The organism is Nocardiopsis sp. MG754419, from assembly GCF_018207095.1.
Classification (GTDB): Bacteria; Actinomycetota; Actinomycetes; order Streptosporangiales; family Streptosporangiaceae; genus Nocardiopsis.
Genome location: NZ_QOCZ01000007.1, coordinates 45,496 through 66,369 on the forward strand (window position 1 = coordinate 45,496; position 20,874 = coordinate 66,369).

Annotated in this window: 16 protein-coding genes; 12 read left to right on the forward strand and 4 right to left on the reverse strand. The window is 71.7% G+C overall.

Annotation, left to right across the window (positions count from 1 at the left end; translation table 11 throughout):
* Positions 1-316: 316 nt before the first annotated feature.
* On the forward strand, positions 317-3,691 hold the full coding sequence (locus tag DSY14_RS02680; protein ID WP_211714801.1) for a pyruvate carboxylase: 3,375 nt from the start codon (positions 317-319) through the stop codon (positions 3,689-3,691).
* Positions 3,692-3,998: 307 nt separating this feature from the next.
* Positions 3,999-4,712: a PIG-L deacetylase family protein gene (locus DSY14_RS02685; protein WP_211714802.1), complete on the forward strand. Its 714-nt coding sequence runs from the start codon at positions 3,999-4,001 to the stop codon at positions 4,710-4,712.
* 9 nt (positions 4,713-4,721) lie between these two features.
* Here the strand turns inward: DSY14_RS02685 and DSY14_RS02690 are convergent, their stop codons facing one another.
* On the reverse strand, positions 4,722-6,068 hold the full coding sequence (locus tag DSY14_RS02690; protein WP_211714803.1) for a matE family protein: 1,347 nt from the start codon (positions 6,066-6,068) through the stop codon (positions 4,722-4,724).
* A 118-nt stretch (positions 6,069-6,186) separates the two neighbouring features.
* Here DSY14_RS02690 and DSY14_RS02695 point away from each other — a divergent pair, with 118 nt between their 5' ends.
* The 3 genes from DSY14_RS02695 to DSY14_RS02705 all read left to right on the forward strand — a co-directional run bounded on the left by DSY14_RS02695 (position 6,187) and on the right by DSY14_RS02705 (position 9,770).
* Positions 6,187-7,032 carry an NAD-dependent protein deacetylase gene (locus tag DSY14_RS02695; protein WP_307851107.1) on the forward strand — a complete coding sequence of 282 codons (846 nt, stop codon included), beginning with the start codon at positions 6,187-6,189 and terminating at the stop codon, positions 7,030-7,032.
* A 216-nt stretch (positions 7,033-7,248) separates the two neighbouring features.
* Entirely contained in the window at positions 7,249-8,538 is a 1,290-nt protein-coding gene (locus DSY14_RS02700) for an FAD-dependent monooxygenase (protein WP_307851108.1), read from the forward strand.
* Between the two features lie 116 nt (positions 8,539-8,654).
* Positions 8,655-9,770 carry a GTP-binding protein gene (locus DSY14_RS02705; RefSeq protein WP_249187218.1) on the forward strand — a complete coding sequence of 372 codons (1,116 nt, stop codon included), beginning with the start codon at positions 8,655-8,657 and terminating at the stop codon, positions 9,768-9,770.
* 121 nt (positions 9,771-9,891) lie between these two features.
* Here DSY14_RS02705 and DSY14_RS02710 read toward each other — a convergent pair whose 3' ends face one another.
* Positions 9,892-10,911 carry a LacI family DNA-binding transcriptional regulator gene (locus tag DSY14_RS02710; protein WP_211714805.1) on the reverse strand — a complete coding sequence of 340 codons (1,020 nt, stop codon included), beginning with the start codon at positions 10,909-10,911 and terminating at the stop codon, positions 9,892-9,894.
* A 217-nt stretch (positions 10,912-11,128) separates the two neighbouring features.
* Between DSY14_RS02710 and DSY14_RS02715 the strand changes: the two genes are divergently transcribed.
* The 3 genes from DSY14_RS02715 to DSY14_RS02725 are packed head-to-tail and all read left to right on the forward strand — an operon-like array spanning position 11,129 to position 14,236.
* A complete protein-coding gene (locus DSY14_RS02715) occupies positions 11,129-12,424 on the forward strand; it encodes an ABC transporter substrate-binding protein (protein ID WP_211714806.1) in 1,296 nt (431 codons plus the stop codon).
* Positions 12,421-13,308, forward strand: coding sequence for a carbohydrate ABC transporter permease (locus tag DSY14_RS02720; RefSeq protein WP_211714807.1), 888 nt, complete (start codon positions 12,421-12,423; stop codon positions 13,306-13,308). The genes DSY14_RS02715 and DSY14_RS02720 overlap by 4 nt, the downstream gene beginning before the upstream one ends.
* Position 13,309: 1 nt before the next feature.
* Positions 13,310-14,236: a carbohydrate ABC transporter permease gene (locus DSY14_RS02725; protein WP_211714808.1), complete on the forward strand. Its 927-nt coding sequence runs from the start codon at positions 13,310-13,312 to the stop codon at positions 14,234-14,236.
* A 161-nt stretch (positions 14,237-14,397) separates the two neighbouring features.
* On the opposite strand, the gene DSY14_RS02730 is transcribed toward DSY14_RS02725, so the two are convergent.
* Positions 14,398-15,150 carry a MerR family transcriptional regulator gene (locus tag DSY14_RS02730; RefSeq protein WP_211714809.1) on the reverse strand — a complete coding sequence of 251 codons (753 nt, stop codon included), beginning with the start codon at positions 15,148-15,150 and terminating at the stop codon, positions 14,398-14,400.
* A gap of 108 nt (positions 15,151-15,258) precedes the next feature.
* On the opposite strand from DSY14_RS02730, the gene DSY14_RS02735 reads away from it, so the two are divergent.
* The 3 genes from DSY14_RS02735 (at position 15,259) to DSY14_RS02745 (ending at position 18,950) form a co-directional block, all read left to right on the forward strand.
* Positions 15,259-16,128, forward strand: a complete 870-nt coding sequence (locus tag DSY14_RS02735) for a CPBP family intramembrane glutamic endopeptidase (protein ID WP_211714810.1) — start codon at positions 15,259-15,261, stop codon at positions 16,126-16,128.
* A gap of 327 nt (positions 16,129-16,455) precedes the next feature.
* Positions 16,456-17,247, forward strand: a complete 792-nt coding sequence (locus tag DSY14_RS02740; protein ID WP_211714811.1) for a cyclase family protein — start codon at positions 16,456-16,458, stop codon at positions 17,245-17,247.
* Positions 17,248-17,255: 8 nt separating this feature from the next.
* Positions 17,256-18,950 (forward strand): thiamine pyrophosphate-binding protein, encoded by a 1,695-nt coding sequence (locus tag DSY14_RS02745; RefSeq protein ID WP_211714812.1) that lies wholly within the window; start codon positions 17,256-17,258, stop codon positions 18,948-18,950.
* A gap of 48 nt (positions 18,951-18,998) precedes the next feature.
* Here the strand turns inward: DSY14_RS02745 and DSY14_RS02750 are convergent, their stop codons facing one another.
* Positions 18,999-19,781 (reverse strand): LysE/ArgO family amino acid transporter, encoded by a 783-nt coding sequence (locus DSY14_RS02750; RefSeq protein ID WP_211714813.1) that lies wholly within the window; start codon positions 19,779-19,781, stop codon positions 18,999-19,001.
* 72 nt (positions 19,782-19,853) lie between these two features.
* Between DSY14_RS02750 and DSY14_RS02755 the strand changes: the two genes are divergently transcribed.
* Entirely contained in the window at positions 19,854-20,741 is an 888-nt protein-coding gene (locus DSY14_RS02755) for a LysR family transcriptional regulator ArgP (RefSeq protein ID WP_211714814.1), read from the forward strand.
* Positions 20,742-20,874: the final 133 nt, after the last annotated feature.

Sequence of the window (20,874 nt, forward strand, 5' to 3'; positions counted from 1 at the left end):
CCCCATCCCCTCCCTCGCGCTCGACGCGGCCACGCGGGCGACGGCGCGCCCACGACATCCCGAGCGGCACGATCGTGCTCCAGCACACAAACACGACAAAAAGAAACGACACTCTTTCCAGAAAAGAAAATTACTCGACGAATTCGCCGAAAAAGCCGCCCTGAAAGGAGACCCCAGGCGAAAACCGGGCAGGCCTCGATCGTTAGGGTTCCGGTGGCCCCGACGGGATGGACGCACTGTTCGAGGCGCACCCCGCCGGACCACCGGTGACACGGCCGGAGTGGGTAGCGCCGTACGAGTTCAGGAGGCATCGGACATGTTCCGGAAGATACTGGTCGCCAACCGCGGTGAGATCGCGATCCGCGCGTTGCGCGCCGGGCACGAACTGGGGGCGAGGACCGTGGCGGTCTTCCCCCACGAGGACCGCCACTCCCTGCATCGGCTCAAGGCCGACGAGGCCTACCAGATCGGGGAGCCCGGACATCCGGTGCGCGCCTACCTGTCGGTCGAGGAGATCGTCCGGGCGGCCGTGGAGGCCGGCGCGGACGCCGTCTACCCCGGTTACGGGTTCCTGTCCGAGAACCCGCGGCTGGCCGCCGCGTGCGCGGACGCCGGCATCACCTTCGTCGGCCCTCCCGCGAAGGTCCTGGAGCTGACCGGCAACAAGGCGAGCGCGATCGCCGCCGCGCGCCGAGCGGACATCCCGGTCCTGGAGTCCTCCGAACCCTCCACCGACCTGGACACCCTGGTGGCGGCCTCCCGCACCATCGGGTTCCCGCTGTTCGTCAAGGCCGTGGCGGGCGGCGGGGGCCGGGGCATGCGCCGGGTCGACGCCGCCGAGGCGTTGACCGACTCCGTGGAGGCCGCGATGCGCGAGGCCGAGACGGCGTTCGGCGACCCCACGGTGTTCCTGGAGCGGGCCGTGGTCGACCCCCGCCACATCGAGGTGCAGATCCTCGCCGACGGCGAGGGCGGCGTCATCCACCTGTACGAACGCGACTGCTCGGTGCAGCGGCGCCACCAGAAGGTGGTGGAGCTGGCCCCCGCCCCCAACCTGGACCCGGACCTGCGCGAGCGGATCTGCCGCGACGCGGTGCGGCTGGCCGAGGAGATCGGCTACCGCAACGCGGGCACGGTCGAGTTCCTGCTGGGCAAGGACGGCAGGCACGTGTTCATCGAGATGAACCCGCGCATCCAGGTGGAGCACACGGTGACCGAGGAGGTCACCGACGTGGACCTCGTCCAGTCCCAGATCCGGATCGCCGCCGGGGAGAGCCTGACCGACCTGGGGCTCACCCAGGACGACATCGTCGTGCACGGCGCCGCCCTCCAGTGCCGCATCACCACCGAGGACCCCGCCAACGGTTTCCGCCCCGACACCGGGACGATCAGCGCCTACCGCTCCCCCGGCGGTTCGGGCATCCGTCTGGACGGCGGCACGGCGGCGGCGGGTTCGGAGGTCAGCGCCTACTTCGACTCGTTGCTGGTCAAGCTCACCTGTCGTGGTCGTGACTTCGACACGGCGGTGCGCCGCGCCCGGCGCGCGGTGGCCGAGTTCCGTATCCGCGGGATCTCCACCAACATCCCGTTCCTGCAGGCGGTGTTGGAGGACGACGACTTCCGCGCGGGCCGCGCCACCACCTCGTTCATCGAGGAGCGGCCGCAACTGCTGACGGCGCGCCCCTCCGCGGACCGCGGCACCCGGCTGCTCACCTACCTGGCCGACGTGACGGTCAACAAGCCGCACGGTGAACGCCCCCAACTGCTCGACCCCACCTCGAAGCTGGCCGAGACACCCCAGGACACTCCGCCGTCGGGGTCCCGGCAGCGCCTGGCCGAACTGGGTCCCGAGGGGTTCGCCCGGTGGCTCCGGGAGTCCCCGCGGCTGGGCGTCACCGACACGACCTTCCGTGACGCCCACCAGTCGCTCCTGGCCACCCGGGTGCGCACCCACGACCTGTTGGCCGTCGCGCCCACCGTCGCCCACACCCTGCCCGAACTGCTGTCCTTGGAGTGCTGGGGCGGCGCGACCTACGACGTGGCGCTGCGGTTCCTCGCCGAGGATCCGTGGGACCGGCTGGCGGCGCTGCGCGAGGCGGTGCCCAACATCTGTCTCCAGATGCTGCTGCGCGGCCGCAACACGGTCGGCTACACCCCCTACCCGACCGAGGTCACCCACGCGTTCGTCCAGGAGGCCGCCAGGACCGGTGTGGACGTGTTCCGCATCTTCGACGCCCTCAACGACGTCGACCAGATGCGCCCGGCCATCGACGCCGTCCGCGAGACCGGCACCGGGGTCGCGGAGGTGGCGCTCTGCTACACCGCCGACCTGTCCGACCCGGGCGAGAAGCTCTACACGCTGGACTACTACCTCAAGCTCGCCGAACGGATCGTGGACGCGGGCGCGCACGTGCTCGCGATCAAGGACATGGCCGGTCTGCTCCGCGCACCGGCGGCCGAGCGCCTGGTGAGCGCCCTGCGCAGCGAGTTCGACCTGCCCGTCCACGTGCACACCCACGACACCGCCGGCGGCCAGCTGGCCACCTACCTGGCCGCGGTGCGGGCGGGCGCCGACGCGGTGGACGGCGCGGTCGCGTCCATGTCGGGCACCACGTCGCAGCCGTCGCTGTCGGCGATCGTGGCCGCCTTCGATCACTCCGCGAGCCCGACCGGGCTGTCCTTGGACGCCGTCAACGAGTTGGAGCCGTACTGGGAGGCGGTGCGCAAGGTCTACGCGCCCTTCGAGGCGGGTCTGGCCTCCCCGACCGGGCGGGTGTACCACCACGAGATTCCGGGCGGCCAGCTGTCCAACCTGCGCACCCAGGCGATCGCGCTGGGCCTCGGCGACCGGTTCGAGGACATCGAGGCGATGTACGCGGCGGCCGACCGCATGCTGGGCCGGTTGGTGAAGGTCACCCCCTCCTCCAAGGTGGTCGGCGACCTGGCCCTGCACCTGGTGGGCGCGGGGGTGTCCCCGGACGAGTTCGAGAAGGACCCGGACCGGTTCGACGTCCCCGACTCGGTGGTGGGGTTCCTCCGCGGCGAGTTGGGGGTGCCTCCGGGCGAGTGGCCCGAACCGTTCCGCACCAAGGCCCTGCGCGGGCGCGGCGAGCAGCGCGAGGCCGCGGAGCTGACCGAGGTCGACCGGACCGGACTGGCCGAGGAACCCCGGGGCACCCTGAACCGGTTGCTGTTCGCCGGGCCCACCCGGGAGTTCGACGCCCACCAGGCGTCCTACGGCGACACCAGTGTGCTCGACAGCATGGACTTCTTCTACGGTCTGCGCGAGGGCGAGGAGCACGTGGTCGACCTGGAGCCGGGCGTGCGCCTGCTCATCGGGCTGCAGGCGGTGAGCGAGCCGGACGAGCGGGGCATGCGCACCGTCATGGCCACGCTCAACGACCAGCTGCGTCCACTGCACATCCGGGACCGTTCCCTGGCCTCCGACGCCCCGGAGGCGGAGAAGGCCGACCGGGACGACCCCTCCCAGGTGGCGGCCCCGTTCGCCGGTGTGGTCACCCCGGTGGTGGCCAAGGGCGACCAGGTGGAGGCCGGTGACACCGTCGCCACCATCGAGGCCATGAAGATGGAGGCCTCGATCACCGCCCCGCAGGCCGGTGTGGTCACACGGGTGGCGGTCGACGGCGTCCAGCGGGTGGAGGGCGGCGACCTCATCGTCCGTCTGGGCTGATCCGCGTGGGGCGGCCGTCGCGCACGGCCGCCCCACGGTCCCCGCCCCGGGACGGCACGGGGCGCGCGGGCACCGAGGGCCCGACGCCCGGGCCCCTCAGGGGGGGGCGACGGGACGTGCCCACGCGGCCCCGCGCCCACACCCCTCTCGAACACGACCCCGGCCCGGGGGACCGCCGCACCCACGAGGGGAAGGTGTGCGACCCGACCCGGATCGGACCCGCTCGTGGACCGTCTCCCGGGCGATACTTCGTACGATGGGGCGACAGTGAACCCGCGGGATCGCCCCGCGACGAAGAGGAGTTTCCGTGGTCGACGCCCCCGAACGCGCGCTGGTCGTGATGGCCCACCCCGACGACGCCGACTTCTCCTGTGCCGGCACCGTCGCCCTGTGGACCGAGGCCGGTGCCGAAGTGGTCTACCTGATGGTGACCGACGGTGAGGCGGGTGGCGACGAGCTCACCCTGGACAGCGCCGAGATCGCCGAGATGCGCCGCGGTGAGCAGCGGCGCGCCGCCGCCGAGGTGGGGGTCGAGGACGTGCGTTTCCTCGGCCACCCGGACGGACGCGTGCTCGCCACCCTGGACCTGCGACGCGACATCGCTCGGGTCATCCGCCAGTTCCGCCCCCACCGCATGATCATCCCCTCCCCCGAACGCGACTGGGACAGCATCGCGGCCAGTCACCCCGACCACATGGCCACCGGTGAGGCGGCCATCAACGCGGTCTTCCCGGACGCGCGCAACCCGCACGCGCACCGGGAGCTGCTGCACGAGGAGGGGCTGGCCCCCTGGACCGTGCCGGAGGTGTGGGTGACCGGTGGTCCGCTGCCGCGCCACTACTCGGACATCACGTCGGTGTTCGAACGCAAGCTGGCCGCTCTGGCGGAGCACAAGAGCCAGATCGCCGACATCGCCGCACTCGAACCGCTCCTGCGCACCTGGATGGGGGAGAACGCCGCCGAGGGCGATCTCCCCGAGGGTCGTCTGGCCGAGGTGTTCCGGATCGTCTCCACCGCCTGAACCGGCAGATCACCCGTCCCCGGCCGGTCGTGGGGCCGCACGCAGGAAGGCCACGACCTGCCCCAGGGCCAGGCCGGTGACGGCGACCCCGTAACCGACCCACAACAGGGTCACCCCACCGGCCCGGACCAGCGGTTCCGACGCCACGGCCAACGACCCGTAGCCGATCCCGAACGCGACCAGCGTCGGAGCGGTGCGTCGCAGGGCGATCAGTCCCATCCCGGCGATCACCTGCACGTTGTCCGCCGAAGCGACCCAGACCAGACACGGCGGCGCCGCGGCCATCAACGCGCCCACGGCGGGGTCCGGACTCACCATCACCGCGATCCGCGGGTGCTGGGACCACACCAGGGCCAGGCTCGCCAGGGTGACCGGCAGCGCGAGCACGTACCCGGTCAGCAGGACGCGCCGGGCCCGGTGCGGGTCCGCCACGGCCATGAGGGGGATGGCCGACTGCCCCACTGCCAGGGCCGGGAAGAAGAGCAGGGTGCCGGTCAGCAGGAGGAACTGGTGGGCGACGGCCTCCGCCGGGCCCGACCGCGCCACGACCACGCCCAGCACGCCCAACGCGAGCGACTTGACCAGCAGGGACGCCCCGGAGGGCAGACCCACCCGCAGGACGCTCCACATCCGCCGCGGGCGTGGTGGGCCGCACCACCCGCGGGCCCGGAACTCCGGGGAGCGCCGCACCAGGAACACCTTCAGGGCGAGGACGGCCGCGCCGTCGACGACCAGAGCGATCCCGGCGCCGGTCAGCCCCAGCGCGGGCAGCGGACCCGGGCCCGTCACCAGGACCGGGACCAGGAGAATCGACAACGCGGTGTGCACCAGACTCGATCCGAGGACGGCCCGGTTGCGGCCCAAGGCGACGAGCAGCGTGGTGACCGAGGCCCCCAGGGTGGCCAGGAGCGCGTACGAGGTGACGAACCACGGATAGGGGCCCAGCGCCGCCCGGATGGGCGCGGCCACGCCCGCCGCCCCCGCCCACAGAGGCACGCTCGCCACCGCCACCGCCGAGACCGACCCGAACAGCAGGGCGAGCCAGGCGCCGTCTCGGACGACCGCGCCGAGGGCCTCGGGGTCGCCCTCGGCGCGGGCGACGAACGGCATCGTGCCGCGCAGCGCCCCCTGTCCGGCCAGGATCGCCGGGGCGAGCACCGCGGTGACGAGCGCGTGCGCGGCGAGCGCGGTGGTGTGGCTGTGGGCCAGGACCAGGGCGACCACCGCGGTCCCGACCAGGGAGGCGACCATGGACAGGTACAGGGGGACCGCCCCGCGCAGGAGGTCGAGGACCGAAGGGGACCGGTGTCGCGTCGAGGGAGGGTCCGCGGGTGTGGGGTCGGTGTGCCAAGACATGAAAAAAGCCTCGGAACACACCCGAGAGAGCACTCACGAGGGTCACGAAGCCCTCCACATTCTACCGGTGAACGCCTCCGCGAGGGAGGGGGTGGACGCGGGGACGTATCCTCGGGGCGTGACCGACACGCTCCACGCTCACGCCGCACCAGAGGCCGCCGCCCGCATCCGCGAGGTCCTCGGCCCGGGCCCGATGGCCGTGCTGACCGGCGCCGGGATCTCCACCGACTCGGGGATCCCCGACTACCGCGGCCCGGACTCGCCCCCGCGCACACCCATGACCTACCAGCAGTTCGTCGGCGACGAGGCGTTCCGCCGTCACTACTGGGCCCGCAACCACGTCGGCCGACGCCACATGGAACGCACGACCCCCAACGACGGTCATCGGGCGCTGTCCGCCCTGGAGCGCACCGGAGCGGTGCACGGCGTCATCACCCAGAACGTGGACACCTTGCACGAGGTGGCCGGCAGCAGGCGCGTCATCGACCTGCACGGACGTTTCGACCGGGTGATCTGTCTGGGCTGCCGCACGGTGAGCGCCCGCGAGGAGCTGGCGGCGCGTCTGGAGGAGCTCAACCCGGGCTTCGCCGAGGACGTGGCGGACGTGGAGATCGCCCCGGACGCCGACGCCGTGCTCGCCCGCACCGAGCACTTCCGGGTGGCCGACTGCGCCGACTGCGGCGGAAAGCTCAAACCGGACATCGTGTACTTCGGGGAGAACGTGCCCAAGCCGCGGGTCATGGAGGCGTACGCGATGGTCGACGCCGCCGCGAGCCTGCTCGTGGTGGGATCCTCGTTGACCGTGTTCTCCGGTCGCAGGTTCGTCAAGCGGGCCGTGGAGCACGACAAGCCGGTGGTGATCCTCAACCGTGGGGCGACCCGCTGCGACGATCTGGCCGCGCTGACGGTCGATCTCGGCTGTTCTCCCGTACTGCGCGCCCTGGTCGACGCCCACCACGTCTGACCACCGGCCCCTCACGGGCGCCGTCGTCCACCGCCCCCGGGGCGCCCCGGCACCACGTCTCCCGCGGCCGTGCGCCGACGAGACCGAGCGCACATCGGGCCGTCCACCAAAGTGCACCGTCCGGACGGTACAGTTCCCTGCACACGACCCGTCGACCGATCCTCCTCCCCGGCGCGTTGGTGTGTGCGGCGCGCGGCCACGGGGGATGCTCGATGCGTGGTGCCCCGGATCCCGGACTCCCCCGAGCCGGGCGGGGACCCGAACGACGCGTACACGGAGGACCGCGTGCCGATCAGCAACAGGAACGTTCTCGTCTCCGGGGGCGGTGTGTCCGGAACGGCACTCGCCCTCTGGTTGGCCAGGAAGGGGTTCGCGCCCACCGTCGTCGACTCCGCGCCGGGACCCCGCGCCGAGGGCGACCACGTCGAGGTCTCCCGGCGCGGCATGGAACTCCTGGACCGCATGGGGCAGGGCGAGCGGATCCGTCACCTGGGATCGCACTACACCGAGATCCGCACCCACATCAGCGGGCGCGACCAGCCGATCCTCATGCCCTTCCAGTCCGGCGGCCTCCTTCTCCGCCACGAGCAGTTGGTGCGGGCGCTGCGCGAGGCGGCCGACAAGCTCCCCGACCCCGGGGTCCGCCACAGGGACGGCGACACGATCACCGACCTCGCGCAGGACGACGACGGGGTGGACGTCACCTTCGCCCGAGCGCCCGCCGAGCGCTTCGACCTGGTGGTGGGTGCGGACGGTCTGTACTCCCCCGTGCGCCGCCTGGCCTTCCCCGGATCCGACGACGACCATCTGCGCTACCTGGAGGCCAACGTGGCGACCTTCGAGTCGCCCAACGTGCTCGGCACCCGGGACGCCCTGTCCTGGCACGTGTGGCCGCACCGCGGGTGTGTGGCCGCGACCCTGCCCGGCAACGAGCGGTTGCAGGTGCAGTTGCTGATGCGCGACCGCTTCCCGGTGTACGCCGACAGCCTCGACCAGGGCGCCGAACACCGTCTGGTGGAGGAGGTCTTCGGCGAGGACGGCTGGCGCATGCCGGAACTGTTGCGCGCCATGGCCGACACGGACGTGAGCATCGTGCCGGCCACCCGCGTGCGCATGGACGTGTGGTCGCGGGGCAGGGTGGTGCTGGTCGGCGACGCCGCGTACTGTCCGGACCGGCTGAGCGGGCAGGGACCGGCGACGGCCCTGATGGGCGCGTTGGCGCTGGCCGGGGAGCTCTCCTTCGCCGAGGGCGACCACGGGCGGGCGTTCTTCTCCTACGAGGCCGCGATGCGCCACACGGTCCGCGAGGCACAGGCGGTGGCACGGCACGTGGTGGAGACGGGCGCGCCGGAGGCCGGACCGTACGAGATGTGGGTGCGCGAACGCACCGAGGCGGCCCTGACCCGGGGCAGCCTGCTGCTCAACCGACTGGGGCTGCGCCCGCCGATGGACCCGGTGGGCGAGGAGTTCGCGCTGGAACGCTACGCGCCCATGTTCGACGACTGACCCCCGAGAGCACGTGACCGGCACCCCACGCGCCCCTCGGGCCCGGGGGTTCCTGGGACACGTGTGCATGCATTACGATAATGGTTATCGTTTTCATTCTTGGGAGGTGGTTCCCCATGCCCGACGTGTCCGCGCCCCTGCGCGTGGTCGTGGTCTCCGGCCTGCACCGCGACGCGCGCCGCCGCACCGTCGACGACCTCATCACCGCGGTACCGGGCTCGCTGGCCGTCCACCACGATCTCGACGGCATCGCCGAGGGCCTCGTCCACCGCGTGATCCGTGACCGGTGGGGGCCGGTGAGTCACGACCGTGTCGAACTCGACCACCTGTGCGCCTCCTGCACCCTGCGCCAGGACCTCGTCCCCACCCTCCTGGAACTGGCCGAACGCGGCGAGCACACCATGGTCGTGGTCGAGACCTGGGACGGGGTCGAGCCCCGCGGGGTCTGCGAGGTCCTGGCCGACCACGCGCCACTGCGACTGGCCACCGTGGTCGGCGCGGTCGACGCCGAACGGCTGCTCCCGGACCTGTCCGGCCACGACGACCTGGCCGACCGCTCCCTCGACATCGCTGTGGAGGACGAGCGCACGATCGCGGAGGTCCTCGCCCACCAGGTCGAGTACCCCACGACACTGGTGCTGCACGGCGACCGCCACCGCGACGAGGCCCGCACACTGCTCGAACAACTCAACCCGGCCGCCGTGGTGGTGCCACCGGGGGGCGGCGTCGTCGCTCTCACCGAGGGCCGGTTCGATCCGCTGAGCGCCCACAACCGGCTCAACCCCGCCTGGGCCCAGTACACGGACCTGGCCCACGGCAGGGTCTCCACGGTGGTGTGGACCCGCAAGCGCCCCCTGCACCCGACCCGTCTGCACGAGGCGCTGGAGCGCATCGTCTCCTTCGGGCTGCGCGGTCGCGGACGCGTCTGGCTGGCGGGGCGCTCCGACACGCTTCTCGTGTGGGACGCCTACAACGACGCGCTGTTGCTGGAGAGCGGCGGCCCCTGGATGGGCGCCCTGCCCGAGGCCGCACTGGACCTGGTCTCCGAGGCCCGCCGCGTCTCCGCGCTCATGGACTGGGATCCGGTGGTGGGCGACCGCCGCCAACACCTGGCGTTCACCGGCGTGGACCTGGACGCCGAGCGCCTGGTCACCCTGCTCGACTCCTGCCTCATCACCGACGAGGAGACCGGGCGCCCCCTGGCCGAGGACCCCTTCGCCGACGCCCTCTGAACCCGAGCGCCACCGGATCGACGCACCCCCGGCGTCGACGGTGGTCCCCGGCCGGCCCGCGCACGACCGGGTCGGCCCGCGGGCCCCGGAACTCCCCTCGCCTCCTCCGGGGCCCGCGCGCTCACACCTCCTTGGGTGCGGCGGTGCTGTCGCGTTCCACCAGTCGGGTGGCCAGTTCCACGCGGGTGGTCTCGGGAACGTCCCCGCCGACCAGGTCGACGAGCATGCGGGTGGCCATCTGCGCCATGTCCCGCAGCGGCTGTCGGACCGTGGTCAGCGTGGGGATCGCCCAGCGCGCCTCCGGCAGGTCGTCGAACCCCACCACGGAGACGTCGTCGGGCACCCTCAGCCCGCGTTCGTGCAGGGCCTCGTAGGCGCCGCGCGCCATCTGGTCGGAGCCGGCGAAGATCGCCGTGGGCGGTTCGGGCAGAGCGAACAGGGCCTCGGTGAGTTCCTTGCCGCTGCCGGCCATGAAGTCGCCGTGTGTGACGTAACCGTCCGGCACGGGCAGGCCGGCGTCGCGCATGGCGCTGCGGTATCCGTCCACGCGCCCTCGGCTGCACATGACGTGCGCGGGGCCGGCGATCGTGGCGATGCGCCGGTGGCCCAGACCGATGAGGTGCTCGGTGGCGGTCAGCCCACCGTCCCAGTTGGCGGCCCCGACGGCCGGCACCCCGCGCGCGGGGTCCCCGATCGGGTCGACGATGACCACCGGGATGCCCAACGCGTCCAGTTGCGCCTGCTGCTGTGAGGACAGCTCCGACAGCACCAGGACCACGCCGTCGGAGCGCCGGGCCTGGATGTTGTCCAGCCACGTGCGCCCGGGTCTGATGCGCCTGCGGTCGTGCACCGCGGAGACGACGATGCCGAAACCGGCGTCGTGGGCGACCTCCTCCACTCCGGTCAGGATCTCCATGGCCCAGGGGCTTCCCAGGTCGAGGAAGACGAGGTCGATGAGTCCGACGGTGCGCCGGCCGCGGTGCCTGCGGGGCTGGTAGCGGTGCTGTTCGAGGAGCCGTTCCACCTGGCGTCGGGTCTCGGCCGCGACGTCGAGATGGCCGTTGATCACCTTGGAGACGGTGGACACGGAGACCCCCGCCTCTCCCGCGATCGCGGCCAGGGTGGGTCGTTGCTTCGCCATGCGCCTCCTCAACGTCGGGGGATCGAGGTCCCGTGGTCCGCTCAGCGGATTGTAGCCCGAAACTTTTCGACCTCCCGCACCGTGACCTCCTCGAAATCACTGCTCCCCTTGACGCCGTCTGGTGGACGACTTAGCGTCAAGCAACTCGAAAGATATCGGAAACATTTCGGAAGCTTTCGAGGACCCCCCAGACCGACCACAGAATGGTGTCCACGCCATGAGTCGCACCCCCCGGATCAGCGTGCTCGGCAGTACCGTCCTGACCCTCGCCCTGGTGGCCACCGGCTGCGGATCCTCCGGCCCCGGAACGGCCGGGGACACCCTCCAGATCTGGGCCCTGGAGGACGCCGCCGTCAACGAGATCGTCGAGCGCGGGATCGAGTCCTACAACACCGACGCCGCTGTCGAGGCCGAACTCGTCACCTTCGTCAACGACGCCTACAAGCAGCGTCTTCAGGTCGCCCTCGGCTCCCCCAACGCCCCCGACGTCTTCTTCAACTGGGGCGGCGGCAACCTCGCCGAGTACGTCGATCAGGGCCAGGTCCTCGACATCACCGCGGCCCTCGACGAGAACCCGGAGTTCCGGGACGCGTTCCTGCCCAGCGTCCTGGACGTGGCCAAGGTCGGGGACGGCTACTACGGGGTGCCGATGATCGGCATGCAACCGGTGGTGCTCTTCACCAACAACGCCGTGTTGGAGGCCTCGGGGCTGGAGGCCCCACAGACCTTCGACGACCTGCTCGACGCCGTCGAGGTCCTCCAGGAGGACGGGGTCACCCCGATCGTGCTCCCCGGCGCCCAGGGCTGGACGCAACTGATGTGGCTGTCCTACCTGGTGGAGCGGACCGGTGGCGACACGGTCTTCCAGGCCGTGGTCGACGGCGAGGAGGGTGCCTGGGAGCACCCGGCCATGATCGAGGCCATGGAGCTGTGCCGGGAACTCGTCGACCGGGGCGCGTTCGGCACCAACTTCGCCTCCGTCGACTACGACGGCGGCGGCGCCTCGGCCCTGCTCGCCAACGGGGACGCGGCGATGTTCCTCATGGGCAGTTGGGACCTGGCGCAGCAGCAGGAGAACGCGCCCGAGTTCGCCACCGGCGGCGACCTCGGTTACGTCCCCTTCCCCACCGTGGAGGGCGGCGCGGGCGCGGAGGGCGCCGTCGTGGGCAACCCCAGCAACTACTTCTCCGTCAACGACGACGGTCGCGACCCCGACACCGCCGTCGACTTCCTCGTCGAGACGCTCACCTCCGACGCCTACGTCACCCACCTGATCGAGGCCGGACAGGTCCCGGCGGTCGAGGGGATCGAGGACCAGCTCGCCGACAGCGAGTACGCGGACTTCGCGGTCTTCACCCACGGCATGGTCTCCGAGGCACCGAGCTTCACCCAGTCCTGGGACCAGGCGCTGCCCCCGGCCGCGGCCGAGTCCCTGCTGACCAACCTGCAACTCCTGTTCCTGGGCGACATCACCCCGGAGGAGTTCGCCGCGGACATGGAGTCGCACCTGTGAGGTCGTCGTCCGCGACGGAGCGCCCCGGGTTCGTCTGGGTCGCTCCCGCCCTGCTGTTCTTCGGACTGTTCGGTCTGGGGCCGGTCGTCATCGTCCTGTACCTCAGCCTGACCTCGTGGAGCGGACTCGGCGCACCGGAGTGGACGGGCCTGGACAACTGGGCCCGGCTGGTCGGTGACGACCAGGTGCGCTCCAGCCTGGGCATCACGCTGTTCCTCACCGCCCTGTGCTGGGCCACCCAGACCCCGATGGCGCTGGCCTTCGGCGCCTGGGCCGCCGGCCCCCAGAGGTCGCGCGCCGTGGTCAGCTCGATCTTCTTCCTGCCGCTCCTGCTGTCCACGGCGGCGATCGCGCTGATCTGGAAGGCCGTCCTGGACCCCCACTTCGGGATGCCCGCCCGGGTCGGACCGATGGTGGGGTTCGACGGCGACGTCCTCGGCGACTCGACCCTGGCGTTGTACGCGATCGCGTTCATCGTGCTGTGGCAGTTCCTGCCCTTCCACATGCTGCTCTACCAGGCGGCGGCCCGACAGGTCCCCGCGTCGCTCTACGAGGCGGCCGAACTCGACGGGGCCTCGCCCTTCCAACGGTTCCTGCGCATCACCGTCCCGCAGTTGCGGCACACCATCATCGCGTCGTCGGTCCTGATGATCGTGGGCTCGATGACCTACTTCGAGACGGTCCTGCTGCTCACCAACGGCGGACCGGGCAACGCCACCCGGATCCTGCCGCTGTACATGTACGCCCGGGGCTTCGTGGCCTTCGAGATGGGGTACGCGAGCGCGATCGCGGTCCTGCTGGTGGTCCTGGGGACCGGGTTGTCGCTCCTGGTGGTGCGCGTGACCGGCTACACCCGCATGACCAGCCAGAGGGAGGGGGTCTGACATGGCCACCGACACACACGTCCCCGAACGCGACCGCTCCGGGAACGGGGCAGGGCGGCCCCCGGCCGGGCGGACGGGACGCGGACCCACCCTGCGGCCGCGTAGACGGCCCGGCCGCCGTCCCGCCTACGCGGCGGGGGTCGGCGCGGCCCTCTGGCTCGTGGTCGTCACGGTCCCCCTGTACTTCCTCGTCGTCACGAGTCTGCGCGGGTCCGGCGACTACATGTCGCAGGGGCCACTGGCGATCCCCGAGACGCTCACCCTCGACAACTACGTCAACGTCTTCCAGGTGGGGTTCCCGGGGTTCCTCGCCAACAGCCTCATCGTGGCGTTCGGGGCGATCACGCTGGTGTTGGCGGTGGGCGTCCCCGCGGCGTTCGGGATCGTGCGGAGCCGCAGCCGCGCCGTCGCCACCACCTTCTCCCTGTTCCTGTTGGGGTTGGCCGTTCCGGCCCAGGCGGTGATCATCCCCGTGTACCTGCTCATCACCAGGTTGCACCTGTACGACACCCTGATCGCGGTCATCCTGCCCACCGCGGCGTTCAGCCTGCCCATCTCCATCCTGGTGCTCACCAGCGCGCTGCGGGACGTGCCCGGCGAGCTCTACGAGGCGATGGCCCTGGACGGCGCCACCACCTGGCAGGTGTTCTGTCGGCTGGTGCTGCCGCTGTCGCGGCCCGGCGTGGTGACGGTGACGATCTTCGTCGGCCTCAACGCCTGGAACAACTTCATCTTCCCGCTGGTGTTGACGCAGTCGGAGTCCACACGGGTCCTGCCCCTGGGCCTGTGGGCGTTCCAGACCCAGTACGGGACCGACGTTCCGGGTCTGATGGCGGCGGTGCTGCTGTCCTCGCTGCCGATCTTCGCCCTGTACCTGTTCGGGCGCAGGCACCTCCTCGGCGGGCTGGCCGCCGGTTTCGGCAAGTAGCGACGGGGTGGTGCCGTGCGAGGGGTGGGCGGTGGTGGGGTCCGGGGAGTGGACGGTGTCTCCGGACACCGTCCACTCCCCATCCTCGGAACCTTTACGGCGTAGATCACCGATGTCGTACGGGCCTCGTTCGGGGTGGTCCGGGCGCACACCTCTCCGCGCTACACGGTGTCGGAGGCGTCGGCCTCCCTCCGCACGGCCCGGGCGAGCGCGTCGGACTGCGCGGGGTTGAGGCGCAGACGCCGGAGTTCGTCGAGCAACCGCGTGAGCCGCCCCGACGGCAGGCGCACGTCCGAGAGCTCGATCGCCGCCAGATGGGGGCGCAGGTCGTCGGCGACGGCTCGGCGTTCCTCGTCGGTCGCCTCCGCGGCGAGTTCGGCGAGACCGTTGATCGCGGCGAAGAACGCGGGCACGTCGTCCAGAGCACGGATCGCCGTGAGACCCTCCTCCACCATCCGGGAGTCCCCGCCGGACAGGTGCAGGATGAGCGTGGCGACGTCGTTGTCGAGCCTGACGGCCTCGGCGGAGAGGCCGGAGAGACCGTGCACGGCGGCGAGGGCGCCGGTCGCCCCCTCGGCCGCCTCGGGGTCCCGCCGCTCGGCGCGGAGTGAGCGCACGAGGTCGCGTTGGGTCCGCAGGCGGGAGATGCGCGCGTCGATGTCCGCTTCGACCCGGTCCAGAACCGCCGTGCTCGCCGTGGACGATTCCTCGTCGAGCACCTCCGGGACGTCGGAGAGACCCACGCCCACCTCGACCAGATGCCGGACACGCAGGAGCCGCACCAGGTCGTCCGCGGTGTACCGCCGGTACCCGTTGACCGATCGCGGGGGTTCGGGCAACAGGCCGATCTGGTGGTAGTGCCGCACCGTCCGCACGGTCACCCCGGCCAGCTCGGCCAGCTCGCGTGATCGCATGGTCCCCACTTTCGCTTCGCCTTGACTCCGACGCTACGTCATGGTTTCGAATGCCGGACAGACGCCCGCCACGACAGGCCGGCGCGGGAAGGGACTCGGAACCACACCATGAACGACGGCTCACGCCCCGGCGCGTCCTATGTCCAGGCGCTGCGGGGCACCCCTCAGGTCCGGCGGACCCTGCTCGCCTTCCTCGGCGGGCTCGGGGTGCTTCTCCTCGTGCTCTTCGTCGCGGTCGTGCCGGTCGGGACGGCCTTGGACCGCCTCCTCGGCGTGGAATCCTTCGACCCGGCCGCCCCCGGATTCAGCGTCGGGTTCTGGCTCGCGGGGAACCTGATGCTCGCGGCCCTGATCCCCGTGTCCGGCCTGTTGCAGTGGGCGATCTACCGGGAGCGCCCCGGGTGGATGTCCTCGGTCGCCGGGAGGTTCCGCTGGAAGGTGGTGGCCCGCGCCGCCGTGATCGTGCTTCCGCTCTGGTCGGTCTACATGGTGGTGCTGCATCTGGTCATGCCGTTCGGCGCCGTGCGACTGACGGCGGCCACCCTGCTGCTCGTGGTCGCCGCGATCATCACCGTTCCCCTGCAGTCCGCCGGTGAGGAGTACCTGTTCCGGGGGCTGTTGTTCCGGGCCGTCGGTGCCCGCTTCCGCCGCCCGGGGGTCGCACTGACGGTCGCGACCGTCGTCACCGCGCTGTCGTTCGGCGTGATCCACGGGTCCCTCGACGGCTGGACACTCGCGTACTACGTGCTGGCGGGTGTGTGCTTCGCGCTGTTGACGCAGCGCACCGGCGGGCTGGAGGTCGCCGTGTTGATCCACGCCGTCAACAACACGCTGCTGCTCGTCCCGATGATCCTCGCCGACCGGCTCGACGACCTGTCGGTGGCGTCGGGACCGGTGCTCGCGCTCCCGATGTTCGTCATGACTCTGGCCACCGTCGCCCTCTGGAAGTCGACACCCCGCCTGGTCAGTACCTCCTGAGCCCGTGCGGGGACGTCGCCCCGGCCCGGCCACGCCATCCCCGCGTGCGCGGGGAGCGGGCTTTTCGACCTGGGCCCTCCGCCGAGGGAAGGTCCTGCATCCGCACGTTGTGGCGGCTCGGAGGCCGGGCACGAACACGTCACCGCCACCCGATGGTCCACCCGGCACCCCAACGCCACGGCCGTGGGGATCAGGCCGACCAGGCCCGCGGACATCCGGGCCGCTTCGGGGCGACGCGGTTTTCGACTCCCCTCCCTGTGCTCAGGGGGCGCGTGGGAGTAGTGTTCTCGCCATCCCGGACGAACCACCGCGTACCCGGAGGGCAACGTGACCACCTCACCGATCCTCGCCCAGCTCATCGGGGGTCTGGCCACCGGCGACGTCGAGATCGTCGATCTCACCACACGGCTCGGCCCCCACACACCGACCCTGCGCCTGCCCGAGCCGTTCGTCGACCTGATCGACTTCCGGCTCGAACAGGTCAGCTCCTACGACGCCCCCGGCCCGTACTGGCGTCACCACAACATCCACACCGGTGAGCACGTGGGCACCCACCTGGACGCGCCCATCCACTGGGTGACCGGCCAGAGCGGCCTCGACGTCTCGCAGATCCCGCCGAGCCGGTTGGTGGGCCCGGCCGCCGTCATCGACGTGAGCGCCGAGGCCGCCGAGGACCCCGACTTCCTCCTGGAGATCGACCACATCCGCGCCTGGGAGGCCGAGCACGGACCTTTGCCCAACGGCTGCTGGCTCCTGCTGCGCACCGGCTGGGACCAGTACGGACACGATCAGGAGCTGTTCCTCAACACCGACGAGAACGGCTCCCACACCCCGGGGATCTCCGCCGACTGCGCACGCCGGCTGGCCGAGGACAGCCCCATCTCCGGTCTGGGCGTGGAGACCGTGGGCATCGACGCCGGCAACGCCCTCCACCTGGACCCGCCGTTCCCGGTCCACCACCACCTGCTGGGCAACGATCGGTACGGGGTGACGTCGCTGCGCAACCTGGCCCACCTGCCGCCCACCGGCGCGGTCGTGGTGGTCAGCCCACTGCCCATCATCGGCGGCACCGGTAGCCCCGCCCGTGTGATCGCCTTCGTGGATCGCCGCACCCCTTGAGGAACCCCATGACCGCATCGGTCTCGCCCGCTCCCCCGACCATCGCCGACCTGGTCGGGCGTACGCTCGCCCAACTCGGCGCGGGACACGTCTTCGGGGTGGTGGGCAGCGGAAACTTCCACGTCACGAACGCGCTGCGCCGACACGGTGTGCCGTTCACCGCCGCCCGGCACGAGGGCGGAGCCGCGGTGATGGCGGACGCCTACGCGCGGATGGCCGACCGGCTCGGTGTACTCACCCTCCACCAGGGGTGTGGGCTCACCAACGCGCTGACGGGGATCACCGAGGCCGCCAAGAGTCGCACGCCGTTGCTGATCCTGGCCGCCGACACCGCACCGGCGGCGGTCCTGTCCAACTTCGCGGTGGACCAGGACGCCTTGGCCCGCGCCGTCGGTGCGGTGGCCGAACGCGTGCACTCGGCGGACTCGGCCGTCGCCGACACGGTGCGGGCCTTCCGCACGGCCGTGCACGAGCGCCGCACGGTGGTGCTCAACCTGCCCTTGGACGTGCAGGCGCAGCCGATTCCGGAGGGCACCCCGGAGACCGTGCCCGCCCCACCGTCACCGGTCTCGGTGCGACCGGCGGCGGAGTCGGTGGCCTCGATGGTCGCGCTGCTGCGCTCCGCCGAACGTCCGGTGTTCGTGGCCGGTCGGGGCGCCCGGGCGGCCGGACCGCAGATCGCCGCCCTGGCGGCGCACACGGGCGCGCTCCTGGCGACGTCGGCGGTGGCGTCGGGGCTGTTCGAGGGCGAGGAGTTCGTGCTCGGGATCTCCGGCGGGTTCGCCTCTCCGATGGCGGCCGAGCTCATCGCCGGGGCCGACCTGGTGGTGGGCTGGGGATGCGCGTTGAACATGTGGACGATGCGGCACGGCAGGCTCATCGCGCCGGGCACCCGGGTGGTCCAGGTGGACGTGGAGTCCTCCGCCCTGGGCGCGCACCGGGCCATCGACCTCGGGGTCCTCGGAGACGCCGCCGCGACCGCGCGGGACGCACTGACCGTGCTGCGCGACACCCGGTCCGAGCGGGCCACGAAGCTGCGCACCCCGGACGTGGCGAAGCGCATCGCCGGTGAGGCCCGGTGGAAGGACGTGCCGTTCGAGGACCGGTCCACCGACGACCGCATCGATCCGCGGTCGCTGACCCTCGAACTCGACCGCATTCTTCCCCGAGAGCGGGTGGTAGCGGTCGATTCGGGCAACTTCATGGGCTACCCCTCCGCCTACCTGTCGGTACCGGACGCGTTCGGGTTCTGTTTCACCCAGGCCTTCCAGTCGATCGGGCTCGGGTTGGGCACCGCGATCGGCGCCGCCCTGGCCCGACCGGACCGGCTGCCGGTGTTGGGCACGGGCGACGGCGGCCTTCTGATGTCGATCACGGAACTGGAGACCGCGGTCCGGCTGGGGATTCCACTGTTGGTGGTCGTCTACAACGACGCCGCCTACGGGGCGGAGGTGCACCACTTCGCCCCCGACGGTCCGGATGCGGACGGAGCGCCGGACCTGGGCACGGTGGTCTTTCCCGACACCGACTTCGCCGCCCTGGCCCGCGGCTACGGGGCGGCCGGGGTGACGGTGCGGCGGGCGCGGGACCTGGCGGCGGTGTCCGCGTGGTCGGAGAGCGACCCCACCACCCCCTTGGTCGTGGACGCCAAGGTGGCCTCCGACGGGGGCGCGTGGTGGTTGATGGAGGCGTTCGGGCACTGAGGGGACCCCGACCGGGGAGCGCGGCTCGCCGCGCTCCCCGGCCCGGGCTCAGCCCCCCAGCGCCAGGCGCAGCCCCAGAGCGAGCATGACGACCGCGATGATGCCGTCCAGTACCCGCCAGGCCCCCGGTCGCGCGAAGAGGGGACGCAGCAGCCGCGCACCGAAGCCCAGGGCGAAGAACCACACGAAACTGGCGGTGAGCGCGCCACCGGACCACCACCAGCGGGCGTCACCGACCTGTTGGTTGGCGAGCGAACCGAGGAAGAGCACCGTGTCCAGGTAGACGTGCGGGTTGAGCCAGGTCAGGGCGAGCGCGGTGAGGATGGCGGCGCGCAGGGACGCGCGCCCGCGGGTGCCCGCGCCGGAGGTGGCCGCGGGCACACGGGTCGCGGTGGTCCCGCCCGGCCCGGTGGGCGTCCCGGGCGGCGTGGGCCTGCGGGTGGGGGTGGCATCGGCGCCGCGCGGACCGTGCTCCTCCCGTTCCGGATCCCGTCGGAGCTCCCTCTCGGCCGGGACCAGCGCCTCACCACGGCCCGGCTTGAGCGCACGGTAGGCGGCGAGCAGCCCGTACACGAGCAGGAAGCCGGCACCGAGGAACCGGATCAGCACGAGGGCGGCGGGCATGGCCTGCACGAGGCCACCGATGCCCACCACACCGGCGGCGATGAGGGCGGCGTCGGAGAAGGCGCACACCAGGACGACCGCGAGGACCGTGCGGGGGTTGCCGTCGATACCCAGACGCAGGAGGTAGGCGTTCTGCGCGCCGATGGCGATGATGAGGGCGAGCCCGGTGCCCAGGCCGAGGAGTGCGGGAAGAAGCGTGGCGTTCACGTCGACCAGCCTCACCCGACCGTCGCCTGTAGTAAAGCTAAACTTTCTTAGAACCCTTAAGAGAGGCTTAGGATGCCGTTCCAGTTCGACCACCTGAGCACACTGACCACCCTGGTCGACGAGGGCACGTTCGAGGCGGCGGCACGGCGGTTGCACGTGACCGCGTCGGCGGTCTCCCAACGGATCCGGGCGATGGAGCAGAACGCCGGCAAGGTGCTCGTGCAGAGGACCAACCCGGTCGTGCCGACCGAGGCGGGCGACGCGGTGCTGCGCTACGCCCGGCAGGTGTTGTTGCTGGACCAGGACGTGCTGTCGGAACTGCGCCGGGGAGGGGAGGAACGGCGCGACCACGTGCCGCTCGCGGTGAACGCCGACAGCCTGTCCACCTGGTTCCTGGAGGCGCTGGCCGAACTGCCCGAGGACCTGGGCGCGGTCTTCGAGATCCATCGCGAGGACGAGGAGCACACCACCGGACTGTTGCGTTCGGGGGCGGTGATGGCCGCGGTGACGTCCACACCCGAGGCGGTGCAGGGGTGTGCGGTGGAGGGGCTGGGGGTGATGCGGTACCACGCGGTGTGCAGCCCGACGTTCGCCGCACGTCACGGACTGAGCGGCCTCGACGGGCTCCACGAGGCACCGGTCGTGAACTTCGACCGCAAGGACGAACTCCAGGATCGGTTCCTCCGGAACCTGACCGGCGCGGGGTCGACCGGTCCGCGTCACCACATCCCGGCGTCGGAGGACTTCGCCCGCGCGGTGTCGTTGGGTTTCGGATGGGGTGCGGTGCCCGAACGACAGTGCGCGGAGCACCTGGAGAGCGGCCGGCTGGTGGCGCTGGCACCGGAGCACCCCGTGGAGGTGCGGTTGTACTGGCAGCGCTGGAACCTGCGATCGCCGCTGTTGGACGAGGTCACCGCGTGCGTGCGCGCGGGGGCCGCGGCCCGTCTGCACGCGATGTGATCGGTGCGCGCCGGTCGGCTCCGGGGATCGGTGTGGGGGCGGGTCCGGATGGACCCGTGCGGTGGTGGCGGACCCCGCGTTCCCTCGGGCGGCGGGCCCCGCACCGGACCACGGCGCGCGGACGGGGGTGGGG